The sequence below is a fragment of the Sphingopyxis sp. C-1 genome (assembly GCF_001047015.1).
Classification (GTDB): Bacteria; Pseudomonadota; Alphaproteobacteria; order Sphingomonadales; family Sphingomonadaceae; genus Sphingopyxis.
Map to the genome: position 1 here is coordinate 140,001 of NZ_BBRO01000001.1, position 23,113 is coordinate 163,113.

A 23,113-nucleotide genomic window follows, 5' to 3' on the forward strand; every position below is an offset into this window, starting at 1 on the left:
CACGAATGGCGTAACGACTTCCCCACTGTCTCCAGGAGATGCTCAGCGAAATTGAATTCTCCGTGAAGATGCGGAGTACCCGCGGTTAGACGGAAAGACCCCGTGCACCTTTACTGCAGCTTCAGAGTGGCATTAGGAAAGAACTGTGTAGCATAGGTGGGAGGCTTTGAAGCGTTGGCGCCAGCTGACGTGGAGCCATAGGTGAAATACCACCCTGTTGTTTTCTGATGTCTAACCTCGATCCATGAAACTGGATCAGGGACCCTCTGTGGCGGGTAGTTTGACTGGGGCGGTCGCCTCCTAAAGAGTAACGGAGGCGCGCGATGGTAGGCTCAGGACGGTTGGAAACCGTCTGTTAGAGTGCAATGGCATAAGCCTGCCTGACTGCGAGACTGACGAGTCGAGCAGAGACGAAAGTCGGTCATAGTGATCCGGTGGTCCCGAGTGGAAGGGCCATCGCTCAACGGATAAAAGGTACGCCGGGGATAACAGGCTGATGATTCCCAAGAGCTCATATCGACGGAATCGTTTGGCACCTCGATGTCGGCTCATCACATCCTGGGGCTGGAGCAGGTCCCAAGGGTTTGGCTGTTCGCCAATTAAAGTGGTACGTGAGCTGGGTTCAGAACGTCGTGAGACAGTTTGGTCCCTATCTGCCGTGGGCGTCGAAATTTGAGAGGAGTTGACCCTAGTACGAGAGGACCGGGTTGAACATACCTCTGGTGTACCTGTCGTGGCGCCAGCCGCGCAGCAGGGTAGCTATGTATGGACGGGATAACCGCTGAAAGCATCTAAGCGGGAAGCCTCCCTCAAGATAAGATTTCATAGAGCCGTGGAAGACCACCACGTTGATAGATCGGATGTAGAAGCGCGGTAACGCGTGGAGCTAACCGATACTAATTGCTCTATTCGCACTTAAGAGTCCCGCCATCAACGACAAGCCTGAACGGTTTGTCCTCGATAGTGGATGATTGATCAGACAGTATTGCACGGACATCGATTGAAACCCTTTTGACCTACGCCGGCTTCATTGCTTGGTGACCATGGCGTCAGTGACCCACCCGATCCCATCTCGAACTCGGACGTGAAACCTGACAGCGCCGATGGTACTATGGCTCAAGCCCTGGAAGAGTAGGACGTCGCCAGGCATTGTGGCCGGCGTATGGTCGAAAGAAACCCATTCACAAAGTTAGAGGCCGGCAGCGATGCCGGCCTTTTGCTGTTTCTGCGGTCCCGACTGGCGATCGCGATTGGTTGACGCGGGATGGAGCAGCCCGGTAGCTCGTCAGGCTCATAACCTGAAGGTCGCAGGTTCAAATCCTGCTCCCGCAACCAACAAAAAGCCCGCCTTTCCTTCTGGAAGGCGGGCTTTTTTGCGTCTGAAGTGGCCAGTTTTAACTGTTCGACGCCCTAAAGTTCCTTTTCGAACGGCAAAGCAATCATGCTGCCCACTCGGCCGGATCGGATTCCTCGCCGATCAATGCAAGACCGTGGGCGATCGAGGTAAGTTCACCACCAGTCGCGATACGCTCCTCGCCGAAGCGGCGAGCGAATATCATGCGGATGGCCGGAATCAGCGAAGATCCTCCAGTCAGGAAGACGCGGTCGATCCCTTCGGGCGCCGTGCCCGCGCGGGCAATCGCTTGATCCATTGCTATCTCGATGCGGCGAAGGTCATCGGCGATCCATTGCTCGAAATCGGAGCGCCGCACATCGGCGCCAATCTCGATGCCGCCGCCGGTGAAATGAAATTGCGCGTTGTCGTCGCTCGATAGCGCCCGTTTGAGCCTACCCACTGCGTCATAGAGCGGGAATCCCTGTTCATGCTCGATTAGCGCGATCATGCGGCCAATCAACTCGGGCCGCTCGGCATCGCGCTGAAGGCGGCGGATGTCGTCAAGCGTGCGCCGGTTGCGCATCATCGCGAGCCGCGACCAGTCGCCGAAATCGGCGAAATAGCCGCCGGGTATCTCGAGCGATTTGTCGAACGACCTGTAATTACTCCCCTTGCCGAGAAGGGGCAGGACCAGCCGGTCGACTATGCGATAATCAAAGCGGTCACCGGCGATCCCGATCCCGGATGAGGCAAGCGGCACGCAACGGCGCTGGCTCCCGGGCTCTGCAACACGGACGATCGAAAAATCGGTCGTGCCGCCGCCGAAATCGGCGACGAGGATCGTCGCAGGTTCGGTCAGGCGCGACGCATAGCTGTGCGCGGCGCCGAGCGGTTCGTGGACATAATAGATTTCAGTGCCGAACGCCGCAAGCATCGCGTCATAGCGTTGGCGCGCAAGGTCGGGCTCGGGACGGGCTCCGGCATATTCGACCGGGCGGCCGACGATAATGCGGTGCGGCCGCTCGTCGAGCGCGCCGCCGGCGTGCGCGACGAGGCGCTGGAGGAAAAGGCGGCCCATATCCTCGAAGCGGAACGGTTTATTGAAGATCATCGCGCGTTCGAACAGCGGGCTCGCAGCAACGCTCTTGAACGACTGGATGAAGCGGCTGTCGAGCGGCGATTGCAGATATTCGTCGATCGCCCAAGGACCCGCCTCATGCGCGATGCCGTTCCAGCCGCGTTCCTCTTCCCAGAAGCATAGCGCCGAGCGAAACACCGCCTCGCCGCTGTCACCGAACGACACCAGCTTGGTCCCACCTTGGCCATCAGCCAGCGCAACGACGCTGTTCGTCGTGCCGAAATCGAGGCCGAGCGCGCTCGCGGCCGCCTTGTCCATGACATGCTCCTGTGATCGGAGACCCGGTCGGGGGCGGCGCCTATTGCACAGGATGACGGATGCGGCAAGCCACCGCCCCAAGGCTCAGCTTTCCGGTCGCCACGCGCGATAGAAAGTGTCGAGCGCTGCGTCGACATCGTCCTGAAGCCGAGAAAGGTCGCGGCTTTCAGGAAGATTGAGCATCGCGAACTGATAGATGCCCGATTGGCAAAGCCCGGTGAACTGCTGAACCGCGCGCATTGGGTCGCCCATCCTGAGCTCGCCGCGCACCATTTTCTCCCCCACCCATATCGCAGCGCGAGCCTTTCCCCGGCGTGGGCCGCGCTCGTAGAAGGTTTCGGCAAGGTGCGGGAAACGCTCGGCCTCGCCGACGACGAGCCGAAAGAGCGAGAGGATCGGAGTCGCGGTCAATTTGGTCATCAGCAGATTGCCGAAGCGCCGCAGCACGTCGAGCACCGGTTCGTCGAGCGGCAAGTCTATCGCAAGCGTCTGGCCATATTGCTCGACGATATCGTCGACTACGGCTTCGAAGAGTTCCTCTTTCGACGGGAAATAGGTCCAGAGCGTCGTCTTTGATCCTCCGACTTTGCTCGCGATCGACGACATCGTTGTTCCGGCATAGCCGTTTGCGAAAAACAACTCGCGCGCAGCATCGACAAATGCCTTGCGGCGCATCGTCGCGGCATCGTCTAAGCCTGCCGTACTAGCTGGTATCATTTCGATTGACAACGCATCCTCCGAGGTCCAATGGCGCATGATACCAGCTAGTATCGTTGGAAGCCATGCCCCGATCGATTTTTCTCTCCTCCGCTGTTTTCAGCCTGTTAGCGGGCTGTGCCACCGTTCCCGACCTTGGGCCGAAGCCCGCGCCTGCCGCTGTCGAAGCGCTTGAGTCGGCGACCGCCTTTGGTGCCACGCAGGGCGAATGGCCCGCCGAGGGTTGGTGGCGGGGCTTTGGCGACGCTCAACTTGATGCGCTGATTGCCGAAGGGCTCAACGGTTCGCCCGACGTCGAGATCGCAGCGGCGCGCGCGCGCGCAGCGGATGCAATGGCGCAACAGGCGGGTGCTGCACTGTTGCCGCGTGTCGGCGCCGAGGGCAGCGCGGGCGGCGTCCAGCAAAGCAAGAATATGGGCATTCCGCCCGAATTCGTGCCCGACGGCATCCAGGATACCGGACATATCGCCGCGACCTTCAGCTTCGATCTTGACCTGTGGGGCAAAAATCGCGCAGCGCTCGCAGCGGCGACGTCCGAGGCCGAAGCCGCACGCGTCGACGAGGCGCAGGCACGGCTGATGCTCACCACCGGCATCGCCGCAGCCTATGCCGATCTTGCGGGCTATTATCAGGCGCTTGATGTTGCAGAGGATGCGGTGCGGGTCCGCACCGCAAGCGCGGACCTGTCGGGCGAGCGAGCGCGCGCCGGGATCGAAAATCAGGCGAGTCAGCGGCAGGCCGAAAGCCGCGCGGCTTCGGCGCGCGCCGACGTCGTGGTGCTCGAAGAAGTGATAGCTACGACGCGTAACCGGATCGCAGCGCTCGTCGGCGCCGGCCCCGATCGGGGGCTGTCGATCTCGCGACCGCAAATGGCGCGGCCGTTGCTGGGACTGCCCGCGAATGCCGGGATCGACCTGATCGGACGCCGCCCCGATATCATCGCTGCGCGGTTGCGGTCAGAAGCCGCCGCGAAGCGCATCGACGTTGCGCGCGCCGATTTCTATCCCAATATCAGCCTGTCTGCGCTCGTCGGACTTCAGTCGCTCGGCCTCTCCAACTTGTTCAAATCGGGCTCCGAATATGGCAATGGCGGTGCCGCGATCAGCCTACCGATCTTTGAGGGTGGACGCCTGCAGGGCCGCTATCGCGGATCGCGCGCCGACTATGACGCTGCAGTCGCAACCTATGACCGAACGCTGATCGGCGCGCTGCGCGACGTTGCCGATCTTGTTGCACAACGCGCGGCAACCGAGCGCCAACTCGTCGGTCGGCGTGATGCGCTGACCGCGGCGGCCGAGGCTTCGAAGCTGGCCGGGTTGCGTTACCGCGCCGGACTCTCGAACCAGATCGTTCAGCTGACTGCAGAGGATAGCATGGTGGCATTGAGCCGCACCGTTGCCGACCTCGAAGCGCGCCAGCTCTCGCTCGATGTCGCCCTTATCCGTGCGCTCGGCGGCGGATATCGCGCGCCCAACCTGACAGGAGACGAATGATGGCCGACGAAACGGCTGCAGCCGCAACCCCCGCTCCCGAAACCTCTTCCGACGCAAGCTCCGAAGGCAATGGCGCTAAGCGCACAAAGCTGCTCCGCATCCTCGCGATCGTGGTCGTGACCATCGGGGTTATGTGGGGCCTATGGTATTTCCTGACACAGGCGGGGCGAGTGCATACCGACAATGCCTATGTCGGCGCGGACTCCGCGCAGGTGACCGCGCTTATCGCAGGCCCGGTCAAGGAAGTGCGCGTCAGCGGGACGCAGGCGGTGAAGAAGGGCGACATCCTCGTCATCCTCGACGACGCCGATCAGCGTATCGCAGTCGTCGACGCCGAAGCGGCGCTCCGCCTCGCGCGCCAGCGTTACGGACAGGCCGATGCCAATGCTGATGCGGCGCGCGCGCGCGTCGCGGCGCGTGGCGCCGATATTGCGCAGGCGCGGGCGCGGCTGCGCGACGCCAATGCGACGGTCGAGCGCGCGCGCGCCGAGCTTGCCCGGCGCGAAAGCATCGCCGGAACCGGCGCGGTTTCGGGCGAAGAGCTGACCTCCGCACGCGCCGCGCTCGCGTCGGCGTCGGCCGCGCGCGACCTCGCGGCAGCAGGAATTGCCTCCGCCGAGGCGACGCGCGGATCGGCGAGCGGTGACCTGGGCGCCGCCGAAGCCGTCGTCCGCGGTACGACGATCAACACCGCACCCGATGTCGCTGCCGCCGAAGCGAGGCTGGAGAAGGCAAAGCTTGATCTTGCGCGTACGGTGCTGCGCGCGCCGGTCGACGGCATTGTCACCAACCGGCAGGTTCAGGTGGGCCAGCGGATCGCCGCGGGCGCGCCGATCATGGTGATCGTCCCCATCAGTACGGCCTATGTCGACGCTAATTTCAAGGAAAGCCAGTTCGGGGATATCCGGATCGGCCAGCCGGTCGAACTGACCTCCGACTATTATGGCGACGACGTCGTCTATCGCGGCAAGGTGATCGGCATCGCCGGCGGCACCGGCGCGGCCTTCTCGCTGATCCCCGCGCAGAATGCGACCGGTAACTGGGTCAAGGTCGTCCAACGCCTGCCGGTCCGCATCGCGCTTGATCCGAAAGAGTTGAAGGCCCATCCGCTGCGCGTCGGCCTGTCGATGGAAGCCACGATCGATACGCGCGGGAACTGAGTGATGGCCAGCGCCGCCAACTCTATCTCTGTGATCCCCGCCGAACCGCAGCCGCTCACCGGCGTGCGGCTGATCGTCGCGGCCTTTGCACTTGCGCTGGCCAATTTCGTCGTCGTGCTGGACACGACGATTGCGAACGTGTCGGTGCCGCATATCGCGGGCGGGCTCGCGGTCTCGCCGACGCAGGGTACATGGGTGATTACCAGCTATGCGGTTGCAGACGCGATCAGCGTGCCGCTGACCGGCTGGCTTGCGATGCGGTTCGGGACCGTGCGTTGGTTCATGATCTCGATCATCGGCTTCGGCATCTTCTCTTTCCTCTGCGGTGTGTCGCGAACGCTCGACGCGCTGGTGCTTTTCCGCATTTTGCAGGGCCTCGCGGGCGGTCCGCTGATGCCGCTGTCGCAGATATTGCTGCTCCGAATCTTCCCCAAGGAAAAGGCGGGCGTGGGCCTCGCGATCTGGGCGATGACTACAACGACGGCGCCGATCCTCGGCCCAATCCTCGGCGGCACGATCAGCGATAACTGGACCTGGCCGTGGATATTCTTCATCAACCTACCCGTCGTCGCGATCTGCGCGTTCGGCGTGTTCACCCTGCTGACGCCGTTCGAGACGAAGCGCGCCAAGGCACGCATCGACGTAATCGGCCTGATCTTGCTTGTCGTGTCGGTCGGGGCGTTTCAGATCATGCTCGATACCGGGCGCGAACATGACTGGTTCGGTTCGACGTGGATTGTCGGGCTTGCTGTCATCGCGGCAATCAGCTTTGCCGCGTTCGTGATCTGGGAACTCACCGACGCCAATCCGGTCGTGAATCTGCGCATCTTCCGCTTCCGCGGCTTCAGTTTCGCAACGATGGCGATCTCACTCGGCTTCGGTGCCTTTTTCGCGCAAGTCGTGCTGACGCCCTTATGGCTCCAGCAGGTCGCGGGTTATACCGCGACCGAGACCGGCTTCATCGTCGCCTGGTTAGGCGTGTTCGCGGTGCTGCTGTCACCGGTCGCGGCGGGGCTGATCACAAAAATCGACGTGCGTATCACCATCTCCGCGGGCATCCTCTGGATGGCGGTGATGTCGATCCTGCGCGCAAGCTGGAATGCCGACGTCGGCTATTGGACGCTCGCGCTGCCACACATATTGCAGGGGATCGGCATGCCCTTCTTCTTCGTCGGGCTGACCGCGCTCGCGCTGAGTTCGGTGCCGGCGCAACATCAGACCTCCGCCGCGGGCTTGATGAGCTTCCTGCGCACACTGTGCGGGGCGATCGGCACCGCGATTGCGACCACCGCATGGGACGACGCGAGTCGGACCTCGCGGTCAGAGCTTGTCTCCTCGCTCAACAATCCCGAAGCGACGATGACCTCGCTGCAGAATGCAGGCCTAACGCTTGAACAAGCGCGCGGCGCGATAGAGCGGTTGGTCGAAGTGCAGGCCTCGACGATCGGGGTGCTGCACCTGTTCCTCGCATCGGGCGTGGTCTTCGTGATTGCCGCGATATCGGTGTGGTTCGCGCCGCGGCCAAAGCAGATTTCGATGGGCGGCGGGCACTGAGGCCTATTTGGCGAACAGTTGGTCCAGATCGGCGAAGGCCTTGAACTCAAGCGCGTTACCTGCGGGATCGTGAAAGAACATCGTCGATTGCTCGCCCGGCTGGCCCGGAAAGCGGGTGTGCGGTTCGATTACGAAATCGGTCCCCGCTGCCTTCAATCGGTCGGCGAGCGCCTGCCACTCGGCGGGCGGTAGCACGACGCCGAAATGCGGCACTGGCACATCATGCCCGTCGACCGGATTATGCGCGGCCCTGACGCGCGGCGTATCGACGCGGTGCGCGACGATCTGATGGCCATAGAGATTGAAGTCGATCCAGTCCGGGGCGCTGCGTCCTTCTGGGCAGCCGAGGACGGTGCCGTAGAAATGGCGCGCGGCGCCCAAGTCGTCGACGGGAAAGGCGATATGAAAGGGAGCAAGTGCGGCCATGGTGCCTGCTTGCCCCAGCGTCGCGCCGAACGCCAGTCCGGTCTTGGGCTGGCGCGCCGAACATGCTAGGCGCGCGGCCATGCTGACAATTAATGGAATCACAGTACGCCTTGGCGGGCGCGCCATCCTGGAACGCGCCACTGCGAGCCTGCCGGCAAAAAGCCGCGTCGGGCTGATCGGACGTAACGGCGCGGGCAAATCGACGCTGATGAAGGTGATGATCGGTCAGCTCGAAGCTGACGAGGGCAGCATCGACATGCCGCGCAAGACGCGCGTCGGCTATATAGCGCAGGAGGCACCAAGTGGCACCGCGACGCCGTTCGACACCGTCCTTGCCGCGGATACCGAGCGCGCCGAACTGCTGACGGCGTCGGAGACCGAGCAGGATCCCGACAAGCTCGGCGACATTCATGAGCGGCTGATTGCGATCGACGCCTATACCGCGCCGGCGCGCGCCGCACGTATCCTGATCGGGCTCGGTTTCGACGAGGATATGCAGGGCCAGCCGCTCGACAGCTTCTCAGGCGGGTGGAAGATGCGCGTCGCGCTCGCTGCGTTGCTATTCTCCGAACCCGATCTGCTATTGCTCGACGAACCGTCGAACCACCTCGACCTCGAAGCGACGCTGTGGCTGGAAAATTTCCTGCGCGCCTATCCGGGGCAGCTCGTCGTTATCAGCCACGAACGCGACCTGCTCAACAATGTCGTCGACAATATCCTACATCTCGAGGGCGGCAAGGTCACGCTTTACGCGGGCGGTTATGACGCGTTCGAGCGCCAGCGCGCCGAACGAGCGGCGCAGCTCGCCGCGGCGAAGGCGTCGCAGGATGCGCAGCGCGCCAAGCTTCAGGATTATATCGCGCGCAACAGCGCGCGCGCGTCGACCGCGAAGCAGGCGCAGTCACGCGCGAAGCTGCTCGCCAAGATGCAGCCGATCGCCGCACTTGCCGAAGACCAGACACTTGCGTTCGATTTCCCGAGCCCGGACGAATTGAAGCCGCCGCTAATCACGCTCGACCTCGCGAGCGTGGGCTACGCCGAACGCCCGGTGCTGCAGCGTCTGAATCTGCGCATCGATCCTGACGACCGCATCGCACTGCTCGGCCGCAACGGCAATGGCAAGACGACGCTCGCACGGCTGCTCGCAGCACAGTTGACGCCTATGGCGGGAGCGATGGCAGCATCGGGCAAGATGCGCGTCGGCTATTTCACGCAATATCAGGTCGAGGAACTCGACGGCAGCGACACTCCGCTCGCGCATATGACGCGCGTGATGGAGGGCAAGACACAAGCAGCGATCCGTGCGCAGCTTGGCCGCTTCGGTTTTTCGGGCAACAAGGCGACGACGCAGGTCGCCAAGCTGTCGGGCGGCGAGCGTGCGCGGCTCGCGCTCGCGCTCATCACACGCGACGCGCCGCACCTGCTGATCCTCGACGAACCGACCAACCACCTTGACGTCGATGCGCGCGAAGCGCTGGTGCAGGCTCTCAATGCCTTCGACGGCGCGGTAGTGCTCGTCAGCCACGATCGACACATGCTCGAACTTACCGCCGACCGGCTCGTACTCGTCGACGACGGCACCGCGCGCGAATATTCGGGCAGCATGGACGATTATGTCGACCTGATCCTCGGCAAGGGTCCGTCGAAGGAAAAGGCCTCGAAGGCGGACAAGAAGGAAGACCGCAAGGCGGCCGCTGCAGCGCGCGAGGCCGCGGCGAAAGTCAGGAAGGAGGTCTCGGACGCCGAAGCCGACCTGGCCAAATATCAGGTCGTGCTGTCCGCGATCGACCGCGCGATGTTCGACCCGCAGGGTGCGAGCAACGAATATGCCGGGCTGACGATGAGCGAATTGTCGCAGCGCCGCGGCAAGATCGTTGCCGCGCAGGAAGCCGCCGAAGCGCGCTGGGTAAAGGCCAGCGAAGCGCTGGAGGCGTTTGAGGCGGCGGCATAATTCGATCCGTCGCCCCCGCGAAGGCGGGGGCCGCTGAAGGTTTGCGCAGCGGCGAAGTGCCAGGACGATTACGGCCCCCGCCTTCGCGGGGGCGACGAGTCTGGCACATTGACTCCCCGCCTGCATTCCATCATAATAGTTTCAATTGAAACTAGATGGGAATGCGACATGGCCGACCTTTTCGACAATCCGCTGGGCCTCGACGGCTTCGAATTCGTTGAGTTTTCGGCGCCCGAAAAGGGCATTCTTGAGCCTGTGTTTGAAGCGATGGGCTTCACGCTGATTGCGCGCCACCGCTCGAAGGACGTGCAATTGTGGCGCCAGGGCGGCATCAACCTGATTGCCAATTATGAGCCCAAATCGCCCGCCGCCTACTTCGCTGCCGAACATGGCCCCTCAGCCTGTGGGATGGGGTGGCGGGTTCGGGATGCGGCCATGGCTTATGCTGTGGCCGTCGAACGCGGCGCCGAGCCGGTCGAGGTCAACCCCGGCCCGATGGAATTGCGCCTGCCCGCGATCCGCGGCATCGGCGGTTCGATCATCTATCTAATCGACCGTTATGGCGACGACCTCAGCATCTACGACATCGATTTCGTGTATGAAGAGGGAGTCGATCGCCACCCGGTCGGCGCGGGAATGCAGCTCATCGATCACCTGACGCACAATGTCTATGGCGGCCGCATGGCGCATTGGGCGGCGTTCTATGAGCGGATCGCGGGCTTCCGCGAGATCCGTTATTTCGACATCAAGGGCGAATATACCGGCCTGACGTCAAAGGCGATGACCGCCCCCGACGGCAAGATCCGCATCCCGCTCAACGAAGAGGGTGCGGGCGGCAAGGGCCAGATCGAGGAATATCTGCGCGCCTATAATGGCGAAGGCATTCAGCATATCGCGTTCAGCTGCGACGATCTCTACGCGGCGTGGGACAAGCTGAAGGCGCTCGGCAATCCCTTCGCGCCCGCGCCGCCGGCAACCTATTACGAGATGCTCGAAGAGCGTCTTCCGGGTCATGGCGAGTCGGTCGAGGGGCTTCAGTCGCGCGGTATCCTGCTCGACGGTTCGACCACCGAAGGCGATCCGCGCCTGCTGCTCCAGATTTTCGGCCAGACCGTGATCGGCCCCGTCTTCTTCGAATTCATCCAGCGCAAGAAGGATGAAGGGTTCGGCGAGGGCAATTTCACCGCGCTGTTCAAATCGATGGAAATGGACCAGATTCGCCGCGGTGCATTGAATGTCGAGGAACCCGCCGAATGACGAGCCCGATCAAATTGGGCGGCGTCCACCACGCCGCCTATCGCTGCAAGGATGCGAAGGAAACGGTCGACTGGTACGAGCGCATGCTCGGCATGACGTACACCACCGCCTTTGCCGAGGATCATGTGCCGTCGACCGGCGAATATGACCCCTATATGCATGTCTTTCTCGACGCGGGGAACGGCAACATTCTTGCCTTTTTCGAGCTGCCGAACCAGCCCGTCATGGGCCGCGACGAGAATACGCCAGCGTGGGTGCAGCATCTTGCGTTCAAGGTCGGCAGCTTCGACGAACTGGTCGCGGCAAAGGCGCATCTCGAAGCCGAGGGCGTCGATGTCCTCGGTCCGACGCACCACGGCATTTTCAAGTCGATCTATTTCTTTGACCCCAACGGCCACCGCGTCGAGCTGGCATGCGACATCGGCACCGCCGAACAATATGCCGAGCTGAAACGCGTCGCGCCGTTGATGCTCGACGAATGGAGCCAGACGAAGAAGGCCCCGCGCCACGCCGACTGGCTGCACACCGCGGCGAACGAGTAAGCGCGCCGGCTCAGAATTTGCGCGAGAAGCTGACCAGATCGGCGTCGGGATCGCCGTCGCCGCTGATCAGCCCGCGCAGCATTTGCGCGGCCATCATCGAAAAGGTGATGCCGTTCCCGCCATAACCCATCGCGGCATAGCAGTTCGGCATCCTGGGAATTCGGCCGATCGTCGGCGTGCCCGTCTTGCTGTCGCCGAAACTGCCCGCCCAGGCATGAACCGGAGTGGCGTCGATCATCGGCAGCAGCGCCGCGAGCTTGCGCGACAAGGTCCGCGCCTTGTCGGCGATTTTGGCATCGCGTTCGCCGGCATCGCTGATCTCTTCGTCTTCGCCGCCGCAGATGACTTCGCCGCGCGGCGTCGTGCGAATATAGAGATAGGGGTCCGCCGCTTCCCATATCATCGCCGCCGTTGGCCAGATCGCACGCGGCTGCGCTTTGGTCGCGATCGACCAGCTTGAGATGATCTTGTTCCCTTTGCGCGGGACGCCCTTCAACATCTCATAACCCGTCGCGACAACCAGATTTTGCGCGTGGATTTCATGCCCTTCGGCGCTGGTAATCGTCACCCCGCTCGCGCCGGGCGACACGTCGCAAATATCGACGGGGCTATAAATTCGCGCGCCGCGACCGATTGCCATATTCAGATAAGCGGCGGTCAGCTGGCGCGGATCAGCGGTGTAATTGCCAAAGCCGATGATCGCGTGCCGACCGGCAATGCCATAGCGATCGAGCACCGCTGCGGGTTTCAGCAGTTCGACTTCAAAGCCCGCGCGCCGCCGCGCATCGGCTTCGCGCGCCAGCCCCTCCGCATCGAGCACATTGCCATGCAGATAGATCGAACCGCGCGTCGCGGCATCGACTTTCATCCCCAGCCGCTCGGTGCGCTCGCGCAGCGCGTCGACCGCCTGACGCGACCGCCGCCACAGACGCTCGGCGCGGTCGCGGCCGATTTGCTGCGACAGCAACGACAAAGGGGTGTCGATTTCATATTGCAGCATAGCCGTCGACGCCGCGGTCGACCCGTCCATCGGTCGGCGACGGTCAACCACCACGACCTGCAATCCGGCCTCCGACAAGGTTTCGGCAATCAGCGCCCCCGATATCCCCGCACCGATGATCGTCACGTCGCAGCGGACGGTTCGGGTCAATGCGTGCGTCGGCACCACTGGGCGCCGCCGCGCCGACCAGATCGACTGGCCGGTGCGCAAATCGCGATGATGGGTGACCGAGGCTTGGATCGGCATGAAAGCGGCTCCCTATCGCGGCAGGAGCGACCCGTCTTCAATCCATGGCGCGCGAACAGGTTGCATCGCGCCGCGTGGCTACTTCCGGTCCAGCCCGATGCTTTCCAGCGTCGCGCCGCTGCATTTGTCGGCTTCCTTCGTCTTGCCGTCGCCCGACAGCGCGCCGATCGCGAGGAAGCCCGCGACCACGGCGACCAGAAACGCGCCGGTGACCCAGATCAGATATTTGTCGATGAACGCCTTGATCGGCGCCCCGAACAGCCGGAACAATATGCCGACAAGCATGAAGGAAAAGGCGCGGCTGGCGAGGCTGGCCCACAGGAACGTCCAGAAATTCATGTGGATGAAGCCGGCGGTGATCGTCAGCAGCTTGAACGGAATGGGCGTTGCACCCTTGATCAGGATGATCTCGGCGCCGAATTCGCGCAAATAGCAGGCGGCTGGCGGAAAGGCGTCGGTCAGCCCGAGCACCCCGAGCAGCCACAAGCCGACGCTTTCGTACAGGAAGAAGCCGATCCCGTAGCCAAGGATGCCGCCCGCAACCGACGCAAGCGTACAGATGATCGCATAACGCACCGCCTTTTTCGGATTGGCGAGGCACATCAGCCCGAGCAACGGGTGCGGCGGGATCGGGAAAAAGCTCGCCTCGACGAACGCGACCAGCGCCAGCCAGAATTCGGCGTGCGGATGCGCCGATTTCTCCATCGTCCAGTTATACATGCGGGTAATGAAACCGGGCCGATGGGTTGTGGCAGTCATGCTGTTCCTTTGCGCGGGGCCATGATGACCACAGGCCTGCTATGCCGTCCGGGCGCGGTTAAATAAAGCCGATATCCCTCGCCCCGCGAAGGCGGAGGCCACTGGCGGATTACACCGCCATTGCGGCACAAGGCCGAGAACGGCCTCCGCCTTCGTGGGGGCGACGCTTATCTTCCGATCAATGCCGGAAGTGGCGCATGCCCGTGAAGACCATCGCAAGCCCGGCGTCGTTCGCCGCCGCAATCACCTCATCGTCGCGGATCGAGCCGCCCGGCTGGATGACGCAGGTCGCGCCGGCCTCGACAGCAGCGAGCAGCCCGTCGGCAAAGGGGAAGAAGGCATCGCTCGCCACTGCGCTGCCGACGGTGCGAGCTTCGGACCAGCCGTGGCTATCGGCCGCTTCGCGTGCTTTCACCGCGGCGATGCGCGCGCTGTCGCGGCGGTTCATCTGACCCGCGCCGATGCCCGCCGTAGACCCGCCCTTCGCATAAACGATGGCGTTCGATTTGACGTGCTTCGCGACGGTCCAGGCAAAGAGTGCGTCGGTCAGTTCTTCCTCGGTCGGCGCGCGGTCGGTGACGACCTTCAGGTCGGCGCGCGTGATGCGGCCATTGTCGCGGCTCTGCGCGAGCCATCCACCCGCGATCGTCTTGAGCATCAGCCCGCCGCGTGCGGGATCGGGCAGTTCGCCCGTTAGCAGCAGGCGGAGATTCTTTTTCTTCGCGAATACGGCGCGCGCGTCGGCGTCGGCGTCGGGCGCACAAACGACTTCGGTGAAGATGCCGCTGATGAGTTCGGCAGTCGCGCCGTCGAGCGGACGGTTGACCGCGATGATGCCGCCGAACGCCGACACATCGTCGCATTTCAGCGCCGCGTCATAGGCTTCCGCGATCGTCGCGGCGGTCGCGACGCCGCACGGGTTGGCATGCTTGACGATCACGCAGGTCGGGTCGGCCTCGCGAAATTCGGCGACGAGTTCGAGCGCGGCGTCGGCGTCGTTGATATTATTATAGCTGAGTTCCTTGCCCTGCACCTGTTCGGCCTGCGCAATCCCGCGCGCGGCCGGGCCGGCGGGAAGGTAGAGCGCCGCCTTTTGGTGCGGATTCTCGCCGTAACGCAGTTCGGCCGACAGCTTGGCGGTCAGCGGTAGCGTGTCGGGGAACATCTTGCCCTGGTCGGCAAAGGCGAACCAACTTGCGATCATCCCGTCATAGGTCGCGGTGTGCGCGAAGGCGGTCGCGGCAAGGCGCTTGCGGAGCGCCAGCGTCGTGGCGCCGTCATTGGCGTCCATCTCGGCGATTACGGCGGCATAATCCTCGGGTTCGGTGACGATGCCGACAAAGGCATGGTTCTTCGCCGAAGAGCGGACCATGGCGGGGCCGCCGATGTCGATATTCTCGATGATCTCGTCACGCGCCGCGCCTTTCGCGACGGTCGCGGCGAAGGGGTAGAGGTTGACGACGACCAGATCGATCGCCCCGATGCCATGTTCTTCCATCGAAGCGACATGCGCCGCGTCGTCGCGCACCGCGAGGATGCCGCCGTGAACCGTCGGGTGCAGCGTCTTCACGCGGCCATCCATCATCTCGGGAAAGCCGGTGAGGTCGGACACGTCGAGGACCGTGTGGCCGGCCTCGCGCAGCGCCTTGGCGGTGCCGCCGGTCGACACCAGTTCGACCCCGTGGCGGACAAGCGCGGCGGCAAGATCGGCGAGCCCCGCCTTGTCGCTGACGGACAGAAGGGCGCGGCGGACGGGAATCAGGTCGGTCATTGGGGAAGGCCTCGGCTGGCGATGGGATGACGCGGCCCCCCTAGGCGGGTCATCCCCCAAGAGCAAGTATCGTTGCCCCGCGAAGGCCGGAGGGGGCTATCGGACATGGCTTTGGGCTGGCAGCGGGGTTGAAGTCTCCGCGTCTCCGCGTGAACTCCTATTCCTCTGCGCGAATGCGTTAAAGCCCCATCGCCGCCGCGATCTGGTCCCAGCGCACCAGTTTGAAGTTCTGGGCCTTGGGGGCATTGTCGCCGTCCTGGGCCAGGAAGATGCCATCGGGGAAGGCGGGGCCGAAATTGCCGGCGACCGCCTCGATCCCGTCGGTCTCGCTCGTCGCGCCAAATGTCCCTGCGGCGACCGCAAAGCGGCCGACATACTCGACCGACGGCAGCCGGAAGACCGCATAGGCATTGTCGCCCTGGCTCGATGCGAGAAGGTAGCGCTGGCCCTTGTGATCGATCGTCGCAAGGCCTTCGACATCGGCAACGAGCCGCTGATTGTCGACCGGTGCGACGATGCGTGCGATCGCGGTGGTGCCACTGGGCTTCAATTCCCAGATGCCGGCGTCTTCTTCGCCGACATACAGCGTGTCGCCGTCGAAGACGCAGCCTTCGGACTGGGTCGGAATCTTATATTCCCACTGAACGGTAAAGCTCGGCGTGTCATCGACTGCGAGCGTGCCGACGCGCACCGTGCCGTCCTTGACGATCAGCGCCGCGGTGATCGGCGCACCCGGCGCGGTCTTTTTGAGGCACAGGCCATAGGCTTCGCCGGTGCCCGCCGCCGCGCGGCCGAGCGAGACGATCGCCGGCTTGTCCGCGTCGAGCCGGAACACCGCCAGATGCGCGTTCACTCCGTCGTTGCGATCGCTCGCAACGATGATGTTGCCCGCGACATCGGCATTGTTGACGAGGCCGGCCTGGGTAAAGGCGATATCCTTGCCCGAAAGGTCATAGACGTGAAGCCCCGCCTTTTTGTCGGTCGCGACGATCAGCGCGCGGTTCGGATTGGCGGGATCGATCCAGATTGCCGGATCGTCCGCCGCGTCGGCCTTGCCCGTGCCGACGGGCGCGGTCTCAGCGCTGGCGGTAACCTGCACCGGCGGCAGACCAGTGATGACGGGCCCGCTCGCAGCGCATCCGGCAAGCGTCCATACGAGCGCCGCAGCTCCGAGCAATTTCCAGCGACTGACCATTATATCCCCCAAGCGTTGGTTCTTCATTTGCCCGATGCGACGCACACACCGCCGTCCGGGCCGACATCGCCCGTGCAGCGCCGCGCGGCAAGCGTCGGTTCGGCGAGTTCACGGAGGCGGTTGCCCTGCGCGGTGCGTTCGAGGTCGAAGCCGTCGTAAAGCTTTCCGGAGGCGGTGAAGGTCCGGAACTTGAGCGTCTTCGGCTCGACGTCGACGATCTGGTAGAGTTCGGTCGCCTCGGCGATCTTATCGGGCTGCCAGGGCGTGCGATCGTTGAGCCGATACATTTTCGATCCCGTCACCGACACAAGATAGACCGGCCCCTGGATGCTGCCGTCGGCGCGTGCCTTTGCATTCGCATCGCGCCCGGCTTCGCCCGTCAAACGGCTATAGCAATGATCGTGCCCCTGCAGCACCAGATCGACCTTGCGCTTTTCGAACACCGGCTTCCACGCCGCCTTGATCTCGGCGGTGTCGTTCGGGCGCGCGCAGGTGAAGACCGGCTGATGGAACAGCACGACGTTCCAGTTCGCCTTGCTCGACGCCAGCGTCTTGTCGAGCCAATCGGTCTGCGCCTGCATCGAACCGAGGTCGATCGCGGCGGTGCCGTCGAGGATGATGAAACGTACGCCCTGATAATCGGTGTAATAGGTCGTGGCCTTGACCGGATCGGTGCCGTTCGACGGCAGCGCGAACTGGGCTGGCCAATAGGGGCCGAGCCGGCGGCTTTCGCTGCCGTCCGCTTTCAGCACGTCGACATATTCATGGTTGCCCGTTGCAGGCACCTGCGGGACGCTCGCATAATTATAGCCGCCCGCCTGGTTCCACTCGCCCCATTCGTCGTCATGGTCCAGGTCGTCGCGCTGGCCGACAAGGTCGCCGGCATGCGCGACGAGACGGATATCGCCATTGGCAAGAAAGGCCTGCCGGATCACGCGGCTGGCATAGGTCAATATGCCGTTCTGGATGTCGCCCAGATAAAGGAAGCGGAAGGGCTTTGCCTCCGCGGCGGCGGTGCGGAACTGATGCCATTCGCTCCAGCCCGCAGCCCCTTTGACGCGATAGGCATAGACGGTGTCGGGGGAGAGGCCGGTGAAACGGACCTGATGATAGAGCGAGGGGCCATAGCTGCTATCGACCGGCATCGCCTTGCCGGTGACGAGCCGTGCCTTTTCGCCGAGCGTGGGCCCATCGACCGACACCGCGATCTGGGCCTGGGACTCGGCCTGCGCGGTGTCGGTGCGAAAGGCGACCGCCATCTCGCGCGCGGGATCGGCCCCGGGCGTGAGAACGATGCGGTCGGGAAGGTTTTTCGGCGCGTAGGGAAGGCCCGCGGAACGGGGGATGGGCGCGCCATCCTCCGTCTGCGTGACGATCTTGAACGCGGGCTCGGTCGCCGCGGCGGGCAGGGCGCCCGCCGATAGCAACGTCGCCGCGAGCAGCGACAGGCCAAGGGGCCGCTTGTTCATCATCGTCATGTCTACCCTTGATGTCCGTCGTCAGAAGTTGGCCGAAACGCCGAATTTCGCGGTCCAGCTATATTTTTCATATTGCAGGATGCGCTTGGCGCCTTCGAAGTTCTGATAGGCGAAATAGGGCGCGTCGGTGACGTTAACCCATTCGGCGAACAGCCGGACATTGTTGGTGACGCGGAACTTTGCCGACAGGTCTAGCTGGAAATGCTGATCGATGTAGCGGTCCTCGTCGGCGCCGCCGCCCAGTTCGTCCAGATATTTATCGCGATAGGTGCCCGCCGCGCGCAGCGAGATCGGACCCTTCTCATAACCCAGCACGACGTTGAACGTGTGCTTCGACGAAGCGGGCAGGTTGATGCGGCGCGGATCGGTCAGGTCGTCACCGGCGAACACCGTGCCCTTCGCATCGGTGAAGGTATAGTTCGCGTTGAGCAGCAAGCCGTCGAGCGGCGAGGGCAGGAAGGTAAAGCGCTGGGCAAAGCTCAGCTCGATCCCCTTGACCTTGGCGGTCTCGCCATTGGTGAAGGTCGTCGCGCGTTCATAATCGATGCCAAGGATCTCGCCCGGCGTATTGTCGGTCACCTCGACGATGAAATCATCGATCGACTTCCAGAACACCCCGGCGGTGATCGCCGAATTATTGCCGAAATAATATTCGGCCGATGCGTCGATGTTCCAGGCGCGATAGGGCTTGAGGTTCGGGTTGCCGAACTCGGCGTCCAGATCCTCGTTCACCAAAACGCGCGGCGCGAGGTTCGACAGTTTCGGACGCACCAGATTCTTGTAGCCGGCGAGGCGCAGGACAAGATTCTGGGCGGGCTCGAAACGCAGCGTCAGGCTGGGCAGCCAGTCGGTGTAGCTGCGCGTCGAACGGTTCGGGGTGACATCGAGCGTGTCCTCGTTGGTCGCGAAGGCGCGGATATCATTATAGGTGCGCTCGAAGCGGACACCGCCGACCACGCGTACCGCGCTGCCGTCGAAGCGGCCGAGGACATAGCCTGCAAGCACATCTTCCTTGATCGAATAGTCCGACGAGGCCGAGTTGATGATCGTGTCGGCGTCGTTCAGCTCGAACGAGTCGGTGTTGTTATTGTAGAAATCGCTCGGCGACGTTTTGCCCGGAAGCGGGCCGAGGTCCTGGATACGGTAATTATAGCCGCTGCCCAGCACGTCGGCGAGCGTGTAGGTGCCGTCATATCCGTCATAGACAAGCGCATCCAAGTCGTAGGATTTCTTGCGCCAGCGCGACTTGACGCCGCCTTGCAGCGTGAAGGTGCCTGCATCCATTGCGAACTCGCGCGCCACGTCGCCCCGCACGCCCCATTCGCGATCCTTCGAATCGGACAGGTCGGTCAATTCAAGTTCGTTGAAGCCATAGCTCGCCGGATTGTTGAACAATGCGGTGTTGCCGGTGATCGTGAAGGCGGGGCGGCGGGGATCCGAATAGTCGAAATTCACGCCGACCTGGTTGGCGCCCGAACCCGCGAAGCGCGCGCGGAAGCGCGTCGGATCGACCGAGCCATTTTCCCGCTCGGTAGCCTTTGAATAGCTGCCCGAATAGGTCAGTTTCCACGGGCCGGTTTCGGTTTCGCCGCCGACGACGAGCGAGCCGATCTGCTGCTTTTCGAAGCGGTCCTTCATGCGGCGGCGCACTTCGATACGCGGCGATTCGTCCGTGGGCTCGACGCCCTGCTGGTTGCTCAGGAAATTGGCGCTGGTTGCAGTGCCCGACACCGGGTTGATGCGTTCCTCGTCGAGGATAAAGATGATGTCGCCGCGATATTCCTGATCGGAAAAGCGGCTGTAAAGACCGCGGGCATAAAGTTTGGTCGTGTCGCTCGGGCGCCAGTCGAGGCTGAGCGAGCCGCCGAGACGCTTCCGTTCGACGTCATAGTCGCGATATTGAAGTTCGCGGGCAAAGGCGATGCCGCCGACCTCGTCCCAGTCTGCCGCTTCGATATTGTCGGTTTCGAACTTGCGCTGATAATAGCTGATGCCGCCTGCGATGCCGAAATTATCGGTGATGCGGGTCGAGAAGTCAAAGCTGCCCTTCGGGGTCACCGCATCGGCGTAGTCATTATAGCTGCCTTCCAGCTTGACCGAGAACAGGTCCTTCTTGCGGTCGAAGGCGCTCGTCGTGTTGATCTCGATCGAGGCGCCGATCGTGTCGCCATCCATGTCGGGGGTGAGCGATTTCTTGACCTCGATCGATTCGATCAGTTCGGACGGCACAACGTCGAGCGCGACCGAGCGTACATCGCTTTCGGGGGCCGGCACGCGCGCGCCGTTGATCGATGCGGCATTGAGTTCGGGATCAAGCCCGCGGACCGAGACGAAGCGGCCTTCGCCTTGATCGTTCAGGATATTCACCCCCGGCAGGCGGCGCAGCGATTCGGCGACATTCTGGTCGGGAAACTGGCCGATGCCGTCGCGGGTCAGAACGCTTTCGACGCCGTCGGCGGCGCGCTGGCGCGACAGGCTGCTGGCAAGATTTGCGGCCTGGCCGACGACCAGGATCGCACCGTCGGTGCCGAGCAGGACATTGGCGGTAACGCTGCCCGTTTCGGGAACGACGACTTCCTGCGTGCGCGGTTCGGCGCCGCTATAGCGCGCTTCGAGCGTATAGGTGCCTGCGGGAATGTCGGTGAAGCGGAAGCTGCCGTCACGGCCCGATTCGACAACCCGGCCAAGTTCGACAAGACGCAGCTCGGTGCTCTGGAGCGCGCGCGTGTCGGTCGCGTCGGTGACGGTCCCGACGATGTCGGACGCAAAGGCGGCGGTCGGAAGCGCCGCGGCGAGTGAAAGGCAGGTGCCGAGCAGGATGCGCGAACGGACAGTACGAAGCTGGTGCATGAAGTCCCCCGAGGAGTGCGAGAATGTCGCCGGGTCCTGTTGGCTCCCGACGAGTCGAGGGGGCCACTGGCAGGGCTGTATGACCGCTGTGTTACGTCGGTGTCACGGTTCTGACATATAGGAAAGCGGTGTCGCGCAACCGCAAGGGATTGTTCGCAAACTTGCGACCGTAAATATATTTGACGATCGATTGCCGGCCTGATCAGCCGATATGCTTGAAAATCCAGCCGATGCTGGCGCCTCCAGCGGGCGCGTTGCCGGTGACGACGAGTTGCTCGGTCGGGTGCGGCCGGCCCTCGCCATCGACCCACAGGCTCTGCTCGATGTCGAGACCGCCTTCGGACGTGCGGAACTGCCAGAGCGGGCCGCCGCCCACGCGCAGCAGCGCGCCCAATTTGTCGGCGGTCAGGCTGGCCGAGATATGCGGTCCAAGGTGGAAGCGCAGCGTGAAGCCTTTGTCGCCCTTGCGCCGTGTACGCGGGGCGGGAAGGAGCAGATCCTCGCCGCGGAGTTCGCGGCCGTTCGGCGAAAGGATCAGCAGGCGGCGATGGATCAGTCCGTGGCGCCGGGCATATCCGTCGTGGCTCATCTCGACCCGGCTGCCTTGCGGCGTCTCGCGCCGGTCGAGCTCGACCTCGGTCACGCCCTTGCCGAGCGAGCCGTTGGCAAGGATCGCGGTCGAATTGCTGTCGCCGAGCGTCAGCGTCGAATGCGCCGCGGTGGTGCGAAGCCCGCGTGCGAGATCGGCCGGAATCGTCGCGCCGGTCAGCGCCGCGCCGCCGCAATTGACGACGATGCGCTCGTCGCCGTCGCTGAGTTCGAAGGCGAGAGTCGAGGCGCAGCCCGCCTCTGTGACGCGCGCGATGGGCGGCGGCGCCGCGTCGGCGAGCAGCACGACCTTGTTCGCAACCAGCCGTTGATAACCCCAGTCGCGTGCCTGCTTGAGCGGGCGCGTGCGCACGCCGCTCGCATTGACGATGGCCTGGACATAGGCGGCGGAGGTCGCCCCGCTGCCCTGCCAGCTACCCATGCCGCCGTCGCTGTGAAGCAGGCCCAGCAGTGCCGGAACCGCCCGCGCGAGCACTTCCTGAATGAAGGGCGGCACTTCCATGCGGCGCATGTCATAGATTTTCGCGAGCATCGACAGCGCCATGATCGCGTCGAGCTGCGCCTGGGGCGAGCGTGAGATATTGCCGCCGTCGGCGTAGAAGCTGGTTTCGAGGACCCTCCGAAGGCCGGCTTCGCCGAACACCTGTCGCGGTTCGCCGCCGGGCATCAAAAGCGACGCGGCGACGATGCCGACCCACGCGACCATCTGCCCCGTGCCGGGCCGCGTCTTGTCGGCGATACGGTCGAGGTGGCGCGCCGCGCGTGCAAGATGATTGAGCACCGCCGAGCGATAAACAAGGTCGCTCGACGACAGGATCAGCGGCGCGTGCGCAGCCCAGAACAGGATGCGCCAGGCGGTATTGTCGGCTTTCCACGCGGGTTCGCTGACCGTTTCGCCGTGCGTGCCCAGCCAATGGCGCACGACGGCTTCGGCGATCGGCGCGCCGTCGGCGCGCGATCCCGTTGCGGCGAGATCGCGCAGCCAGGCAAAGCTGTGCAGATAATCGGCAAAGGTCGGAACGACGTCGAGCGCCGCGAAATCGAGCTCGCCGAGCGGCAGTTTCAACCCGCGGTGCAGGAGATGGCCGGCGCGGATCGCCGTGCCCGCCCGTGTGTCGCCGGGGATCGGATCGGTGGGCACGCCAAGCAGCTTGAGCGGAAAACGCCCCTTCAGCCGGAAGGCGTGAAGCGGTGTGCGCCAGGTCAGGCGAGTGATCGCGTTTGCGACGCGATCGCCGAGCGAAAGACCCTGGTCGGCGGGAAGGCGGATCAGCCGCTTGCCGGGTTCGATCGTATCGTCGAGTGGCGCGGCGTCGTCACCGGAGTCGAGCGGTGTGTCGGCGGGGGCAGCGGTCAACGGTCTCCCCTCCATC

At 63.6% G+C, this 23,113-nt stretch carries 16 protein-coding genes, 1 tRNA gene and 2 rRNA genes (1 of these 19 running past the window's edge); 9 read left to right on the plus strand and 10 right to left on the minus strand.

Going from position 1 to position 23,113, the window contains the following annotated elements; genetic code table 11:
* The 3 genes from SC1_RS00515 to SC1_RS00525 form a co-directional block, all read left to right on the plus strand.
* A 23S ribosomal RNA gene (locus SC1_RS00515) occupies positions 1–919 on the plus strand (it extends 1,872 nt beyond the left edge of the window).
* Positions 920–1,033: 114 nt separating this feature from the next.
* Positions 1,034–1,148, plus strand: a 5S ribosomal RNA gene (rrf, locus tag SC1_RS00520).
* Between the two features lie 110 nt (positions 1,149–1,258).
* Positions 1,259–1,335: transfer RNA gene (locus tag SC1_RS00525), tRNA-Met, on the plus strand.
* Positions 1,336–1,439: 104 nt separating this feature from the next.
* Here the strand turns inward: SC1_RS00525 and SC1_RS00530 are convergent.
* Both SC1_RS00530 and SC1_RS00535 read right to left on the minus strand, forming a co-directional pair.
* Positions 1,440–2,732, minus strand: a complete 1,293-nt coding sequence (locus SC1_RS00530) for an Hsp70 family protein (RefSeq protein WP_062176156.1) — start codon at positions 2,730–2,732, stop codon at positions 1,440–1,442.
* Positions 2,733–2,816: 84 nt separating this feature from the next.
* Complete coding sequence (locus tag SC1_RS00535; RefSeq protein ID WP_238586516.1) at positions 2,817–3,407, minus strand: TetR/AcrR family transcriptional regulator; 591 nt, start codon at positions 3,405–3,407, stop codon at positions 2,817–2,819.
* Positions 3,408–3,514: 107 nt separating this feature from the next.
* On the opposite strand from SC1_RS00535, the gene SC1_RS00540 reads away from it, so the two are divergent.
* Genes SC1_RS00540 through SC1_RS00550 form a run of 3 tightly spaced genes read left to right on the plus strand, consistent with a single transcriptional unit; the run spans position 3,515 to position 7,656 of the window.
* On the plus strand, positions 3,515–4,942 hold the full coding sequence (locus SC1_RS00540) for an efflux transporter outer membrane subunit (RefSeq protein ID WP_062176159.1): 1,428 nt from the start codon (positions 3,515–3,517) through the stop codon (positions 4,940–4,942).
* On the plus strand, positions 4,939–6,102 hold the full coding sequence (locus SC1_RS00545; protein WP_062176162.1) for an HlyD family efflux transporter periplasmic adaptor subunit: 1,164 nt from the start codon (positions 4,939–4,941) through the stop codon (positions 6,100–6,102). Before SC1_RS00540 ends, SC1_RS00545 begins: the two co-directional genes overlap by 4 nt.
* Before the next feature lie 3 nt (positions 6,103–6,105).
* On the plus strand, positions 6,106–7,656 hold the full coding sequence (locus tag SC1_RS00550) for a DHA2 family efflux MFS transporter permease subunit (RefSeq protein WP_062176166.1): 1,551 nt from the start codon (positions 6,106–6,108) through the stop codon (positions 7,654–7,656).
* A 3-nt stretch (positions 7,657–7,659) separates the two neighbouring features.
* On the opposite strand, the gene SC1_RS00555 is transcribed toward SC1_RS00550, so the two are convergent.
* Positions 7,660–8,082, minus strand: a complete 423-nt coding sequence (locus SC1_RS00555; protein ID WP_062183249.1) for a VOC family protein — start codon at positions 8,080–8,082, stop codon at positions 7,660–7,662.
* 79 nt (positions 8,083–8,161) lie between these two features.
* On the opposite strand from SC1_RS00555, the gene SC1_RS00560 reads away from it, so the two are divergent.
* From SC1_RS00560 to SC1_RS00570, 3 genes are all read left to right on the plus strand, one after another.
* Positions 8,162–10,033, plus strand: a complete 1,872-nt coding sequence (locus SC1_RS00560; RefSeq protein ID WP_062176169.1) for an ABC-F family ATP-binding cassette domain-containing protein — start codon at positions 8,162–8,164, stop codon at positions 10,031–10,033.
* 168 nt (positions 10,034–10,201) lie between these two features.
* Complete coding sequence (gene hppD, locus SC1_RS00565; RefSeq protein ID WP_062176172.1) at positions 10,202–11,290, plus strand: 4-hydroxyphenylpyruvate dioxygenase; 1,089 nt, start codon at positions 10,202–10,204, stop codon at positions 11,288–11,290.
* A complete protein-coding gene (locus SC1_RS00570; RefSeq protein WP_062176175.1) occupies positions 11,287–11,832 on the plus strand; it encodes a VOC family protein in 546 nt (181 codons plus the stop codon). Before hppD ends, SC1_RS00570 begins: the two co-directional genes overlap by 4 nt.
* Positions 11,833–11,842: 10 nt before the next feature.
* On the opposite strand, the gene SC1_RS00575 is transcribed toward SC1_RS00570, so the two are convergent.
* From SC1_RS00575 to SC1_RS00605, 7 genes are all read right to left on the minus strand, one after another.
* On the minus strand, positions 11,843–13,078 hold the full coding sequence (locus SC1_RS00575; RefSeq protein WP_062176177.1) for an FAD-binding oxidoreductase: 1,236 nt from the start codon (positions 13,076–13,078) through the stop codon (positions 11,843–11,845).
* 78 nt (positions 13,079–13,156) lie between these two features.
* Positions 13,157–13,837 (minus strand): YqaA family protein, encoded by a 681-nt coding sequence (locus tag SC1_RS00580; RefSeq protein ID WP_062176180.1) that lies wholly within the window; start codon positions 13,835–13,837, stop codon positions 13,157–13,159.
* A gap of 178 nt (positions 13,838–14,015) precedes the next feature.
* A complete protein-coding gene (purH, locus tag SC1_RS00585; RefSeq protein ID WP_062176183.1) occupies positions 14,016–15,608 on the minus strand; it encodes a bifunctional phosphoribosylaminoimidazolecarboxamide formyltransferase/IMP cyclohydrolase in 1,593 nt (530 codons plus the stop codon).
* 178 nt (positions 15,609–15,786) lie between these two features.
* On the minus strand, positions 15,787–16,803 hold the full coding sequence (locus SC1_RS00590) for a phytase (protein WP_238586517.1): 1,017 nt from the start codon (positions 16,801–16,803) through the stop codon (positions 15,787–15,789).
* 23 nt (positions 16,804–16,826) lie between these two features.
* Positions 16,827–18,281: a metallophosphoesterase family protein gene (locus SC1_RS00595; RefSeq protein WP_238586518.1), complete on the minus strand. Its 1,455-nt coding sequence runs from the start codon at positions 18,279–18,281 to the stop codon at positions 16,827–16,829.
* Between the two features lie 21 nt (positions 18,282–18,302).
* Positions 18,303–21,131, minus strand: a complete 2,829-nt coding sequence (locus tag SC1_RS00600) for a TonB-dependent receptor (protein WP_062176186.1) — start codon at positions 21,129–21,131, stop codon at positions 18,303–18,305.
* A 202-nt stretch (positions 21,132–21,333) separates the two neighbouring features.
* A complete protein-coding gene (locus tag SC1_RS00605) occupies positions 21,334–23,112 on the minus strand; it encodes a heparinase II/III family protein (protein WP_062176189.1) in 1,779 nt (592 codons plus the stop codon).
* Position 23,113 lies beyond the last annotated feature (1 nt).

Bases quoted from the DNA above. Each gene is read 5' to 3' on its own strand.
- SC1_RS00595 (WP_238586518.1), bottom strand. From the start codon at position 18,281: ATGACGATGATGAACAAGCGGCCCCTTGGCCTGTCGCTGCTCGCGGCG.
- hppD (WP_062176172.1), top strand. From the start codon at position 10,202: ATGGCCGACCTTTTCGACAATCCGCTGGGCCTCGACGGCTTCGAATTC.
- SC1_RS00540 (WP_062176159.1), top strand. From the start codon at position 3,515: ATGCCCCGATCGATTTTTCTCTCCTCCGCTGTTTTCAGCCTGTTAGCG.
- SC1_RS00570 (WP_062176175.1), top strand. From the start codon at position 11,287: ATGACGAGCCCGATCAAATTGGGCGGCGTCCACCACGCCGCCTATCGC.
- SC1_RS00575 (WP_062176177.1), bottom strand. From the start codon at position 13,078: ATGCCGATCCAAGCCTCGGTCACCCATCATCGCGATTTGCGCACCGGC.
- SC1_RS00530 (WP_062176156.1), bottom strand. From the start codon at position 2,732: ATGGACAAGGCGGCCGCGAGCGCGCTCGGCCTCGATTTCGGCACGACG.
- SC1_RS00545 (WP_062176162.1), top strand. From the start codon at position 4,939: ATGATGGCCGACGAAACGGCTGCAGCCGCAACCCCCGCTCCCGAAACC.
- SC1_RS00560 (WP_062176169.1), top strand. From the start codon at position 8,162: ATGCTGACAATTAATGGAATCACAGTACGCCTTGGCGGGCGCGCCATC.
- SC1_RS00580 (WP_062176180.1), bottom strand. From the start codon at position 13,837: ATGACTGCCACAACCCATCGGCCCGGTTTCATTACCCGCATGTATAAC.
- SC1_RS00600 (WP_062176186.1), bottom strand. From the start codon at position 21,131: ATGCACCAGCTTCGTACTGTCCGTTCGCGCATCCTGCTCGGCACCTGC.
- SC1_RS00555 (WP_062183249.1), bottom strand. From the start codon at position 8,082: ATGGCCGCACTTGCTCCCTTTCATATCGCCTTTCCCGTCGACGACTTG.
- SC1_RS00605 (WP_062176189.1), bottom strand. From the start codon at position 23,112: ATGGAGGGGAGACCGTTGACCGCTGCCCCCGCCGACACACCGCTCGAC.
- SC1_RS00535 (WP_238586516.1), bottom strand. From the start codon at position 3,407: ATGCGCCGCAAGGCATTTGTCGATGCTGCGCGCGAGTTGTTTTTCGCA.
- SC1_RS00590 (WP_238586517.1), bottom strand. From the start codon at position 16,803: ATGGTCAGTCGCTGGAAATTGCTCGGAGCTGCGGCGCTCGTATGGACG.
- SC1_RS00550 (WP_062176166.1), top strand. From the start codon at position 6,106: ATGGCCAGCGCCGCCAACTCTATCTCTGTGATCCCCGCCGAACCGCAG.
- purH (WP_062176183.1), bottom strand. From the start codon at position 15,608: ATGACCGACCTGATTCCCGTCCGCCGCGCCCTTCTGTCCGTCAGCGAC.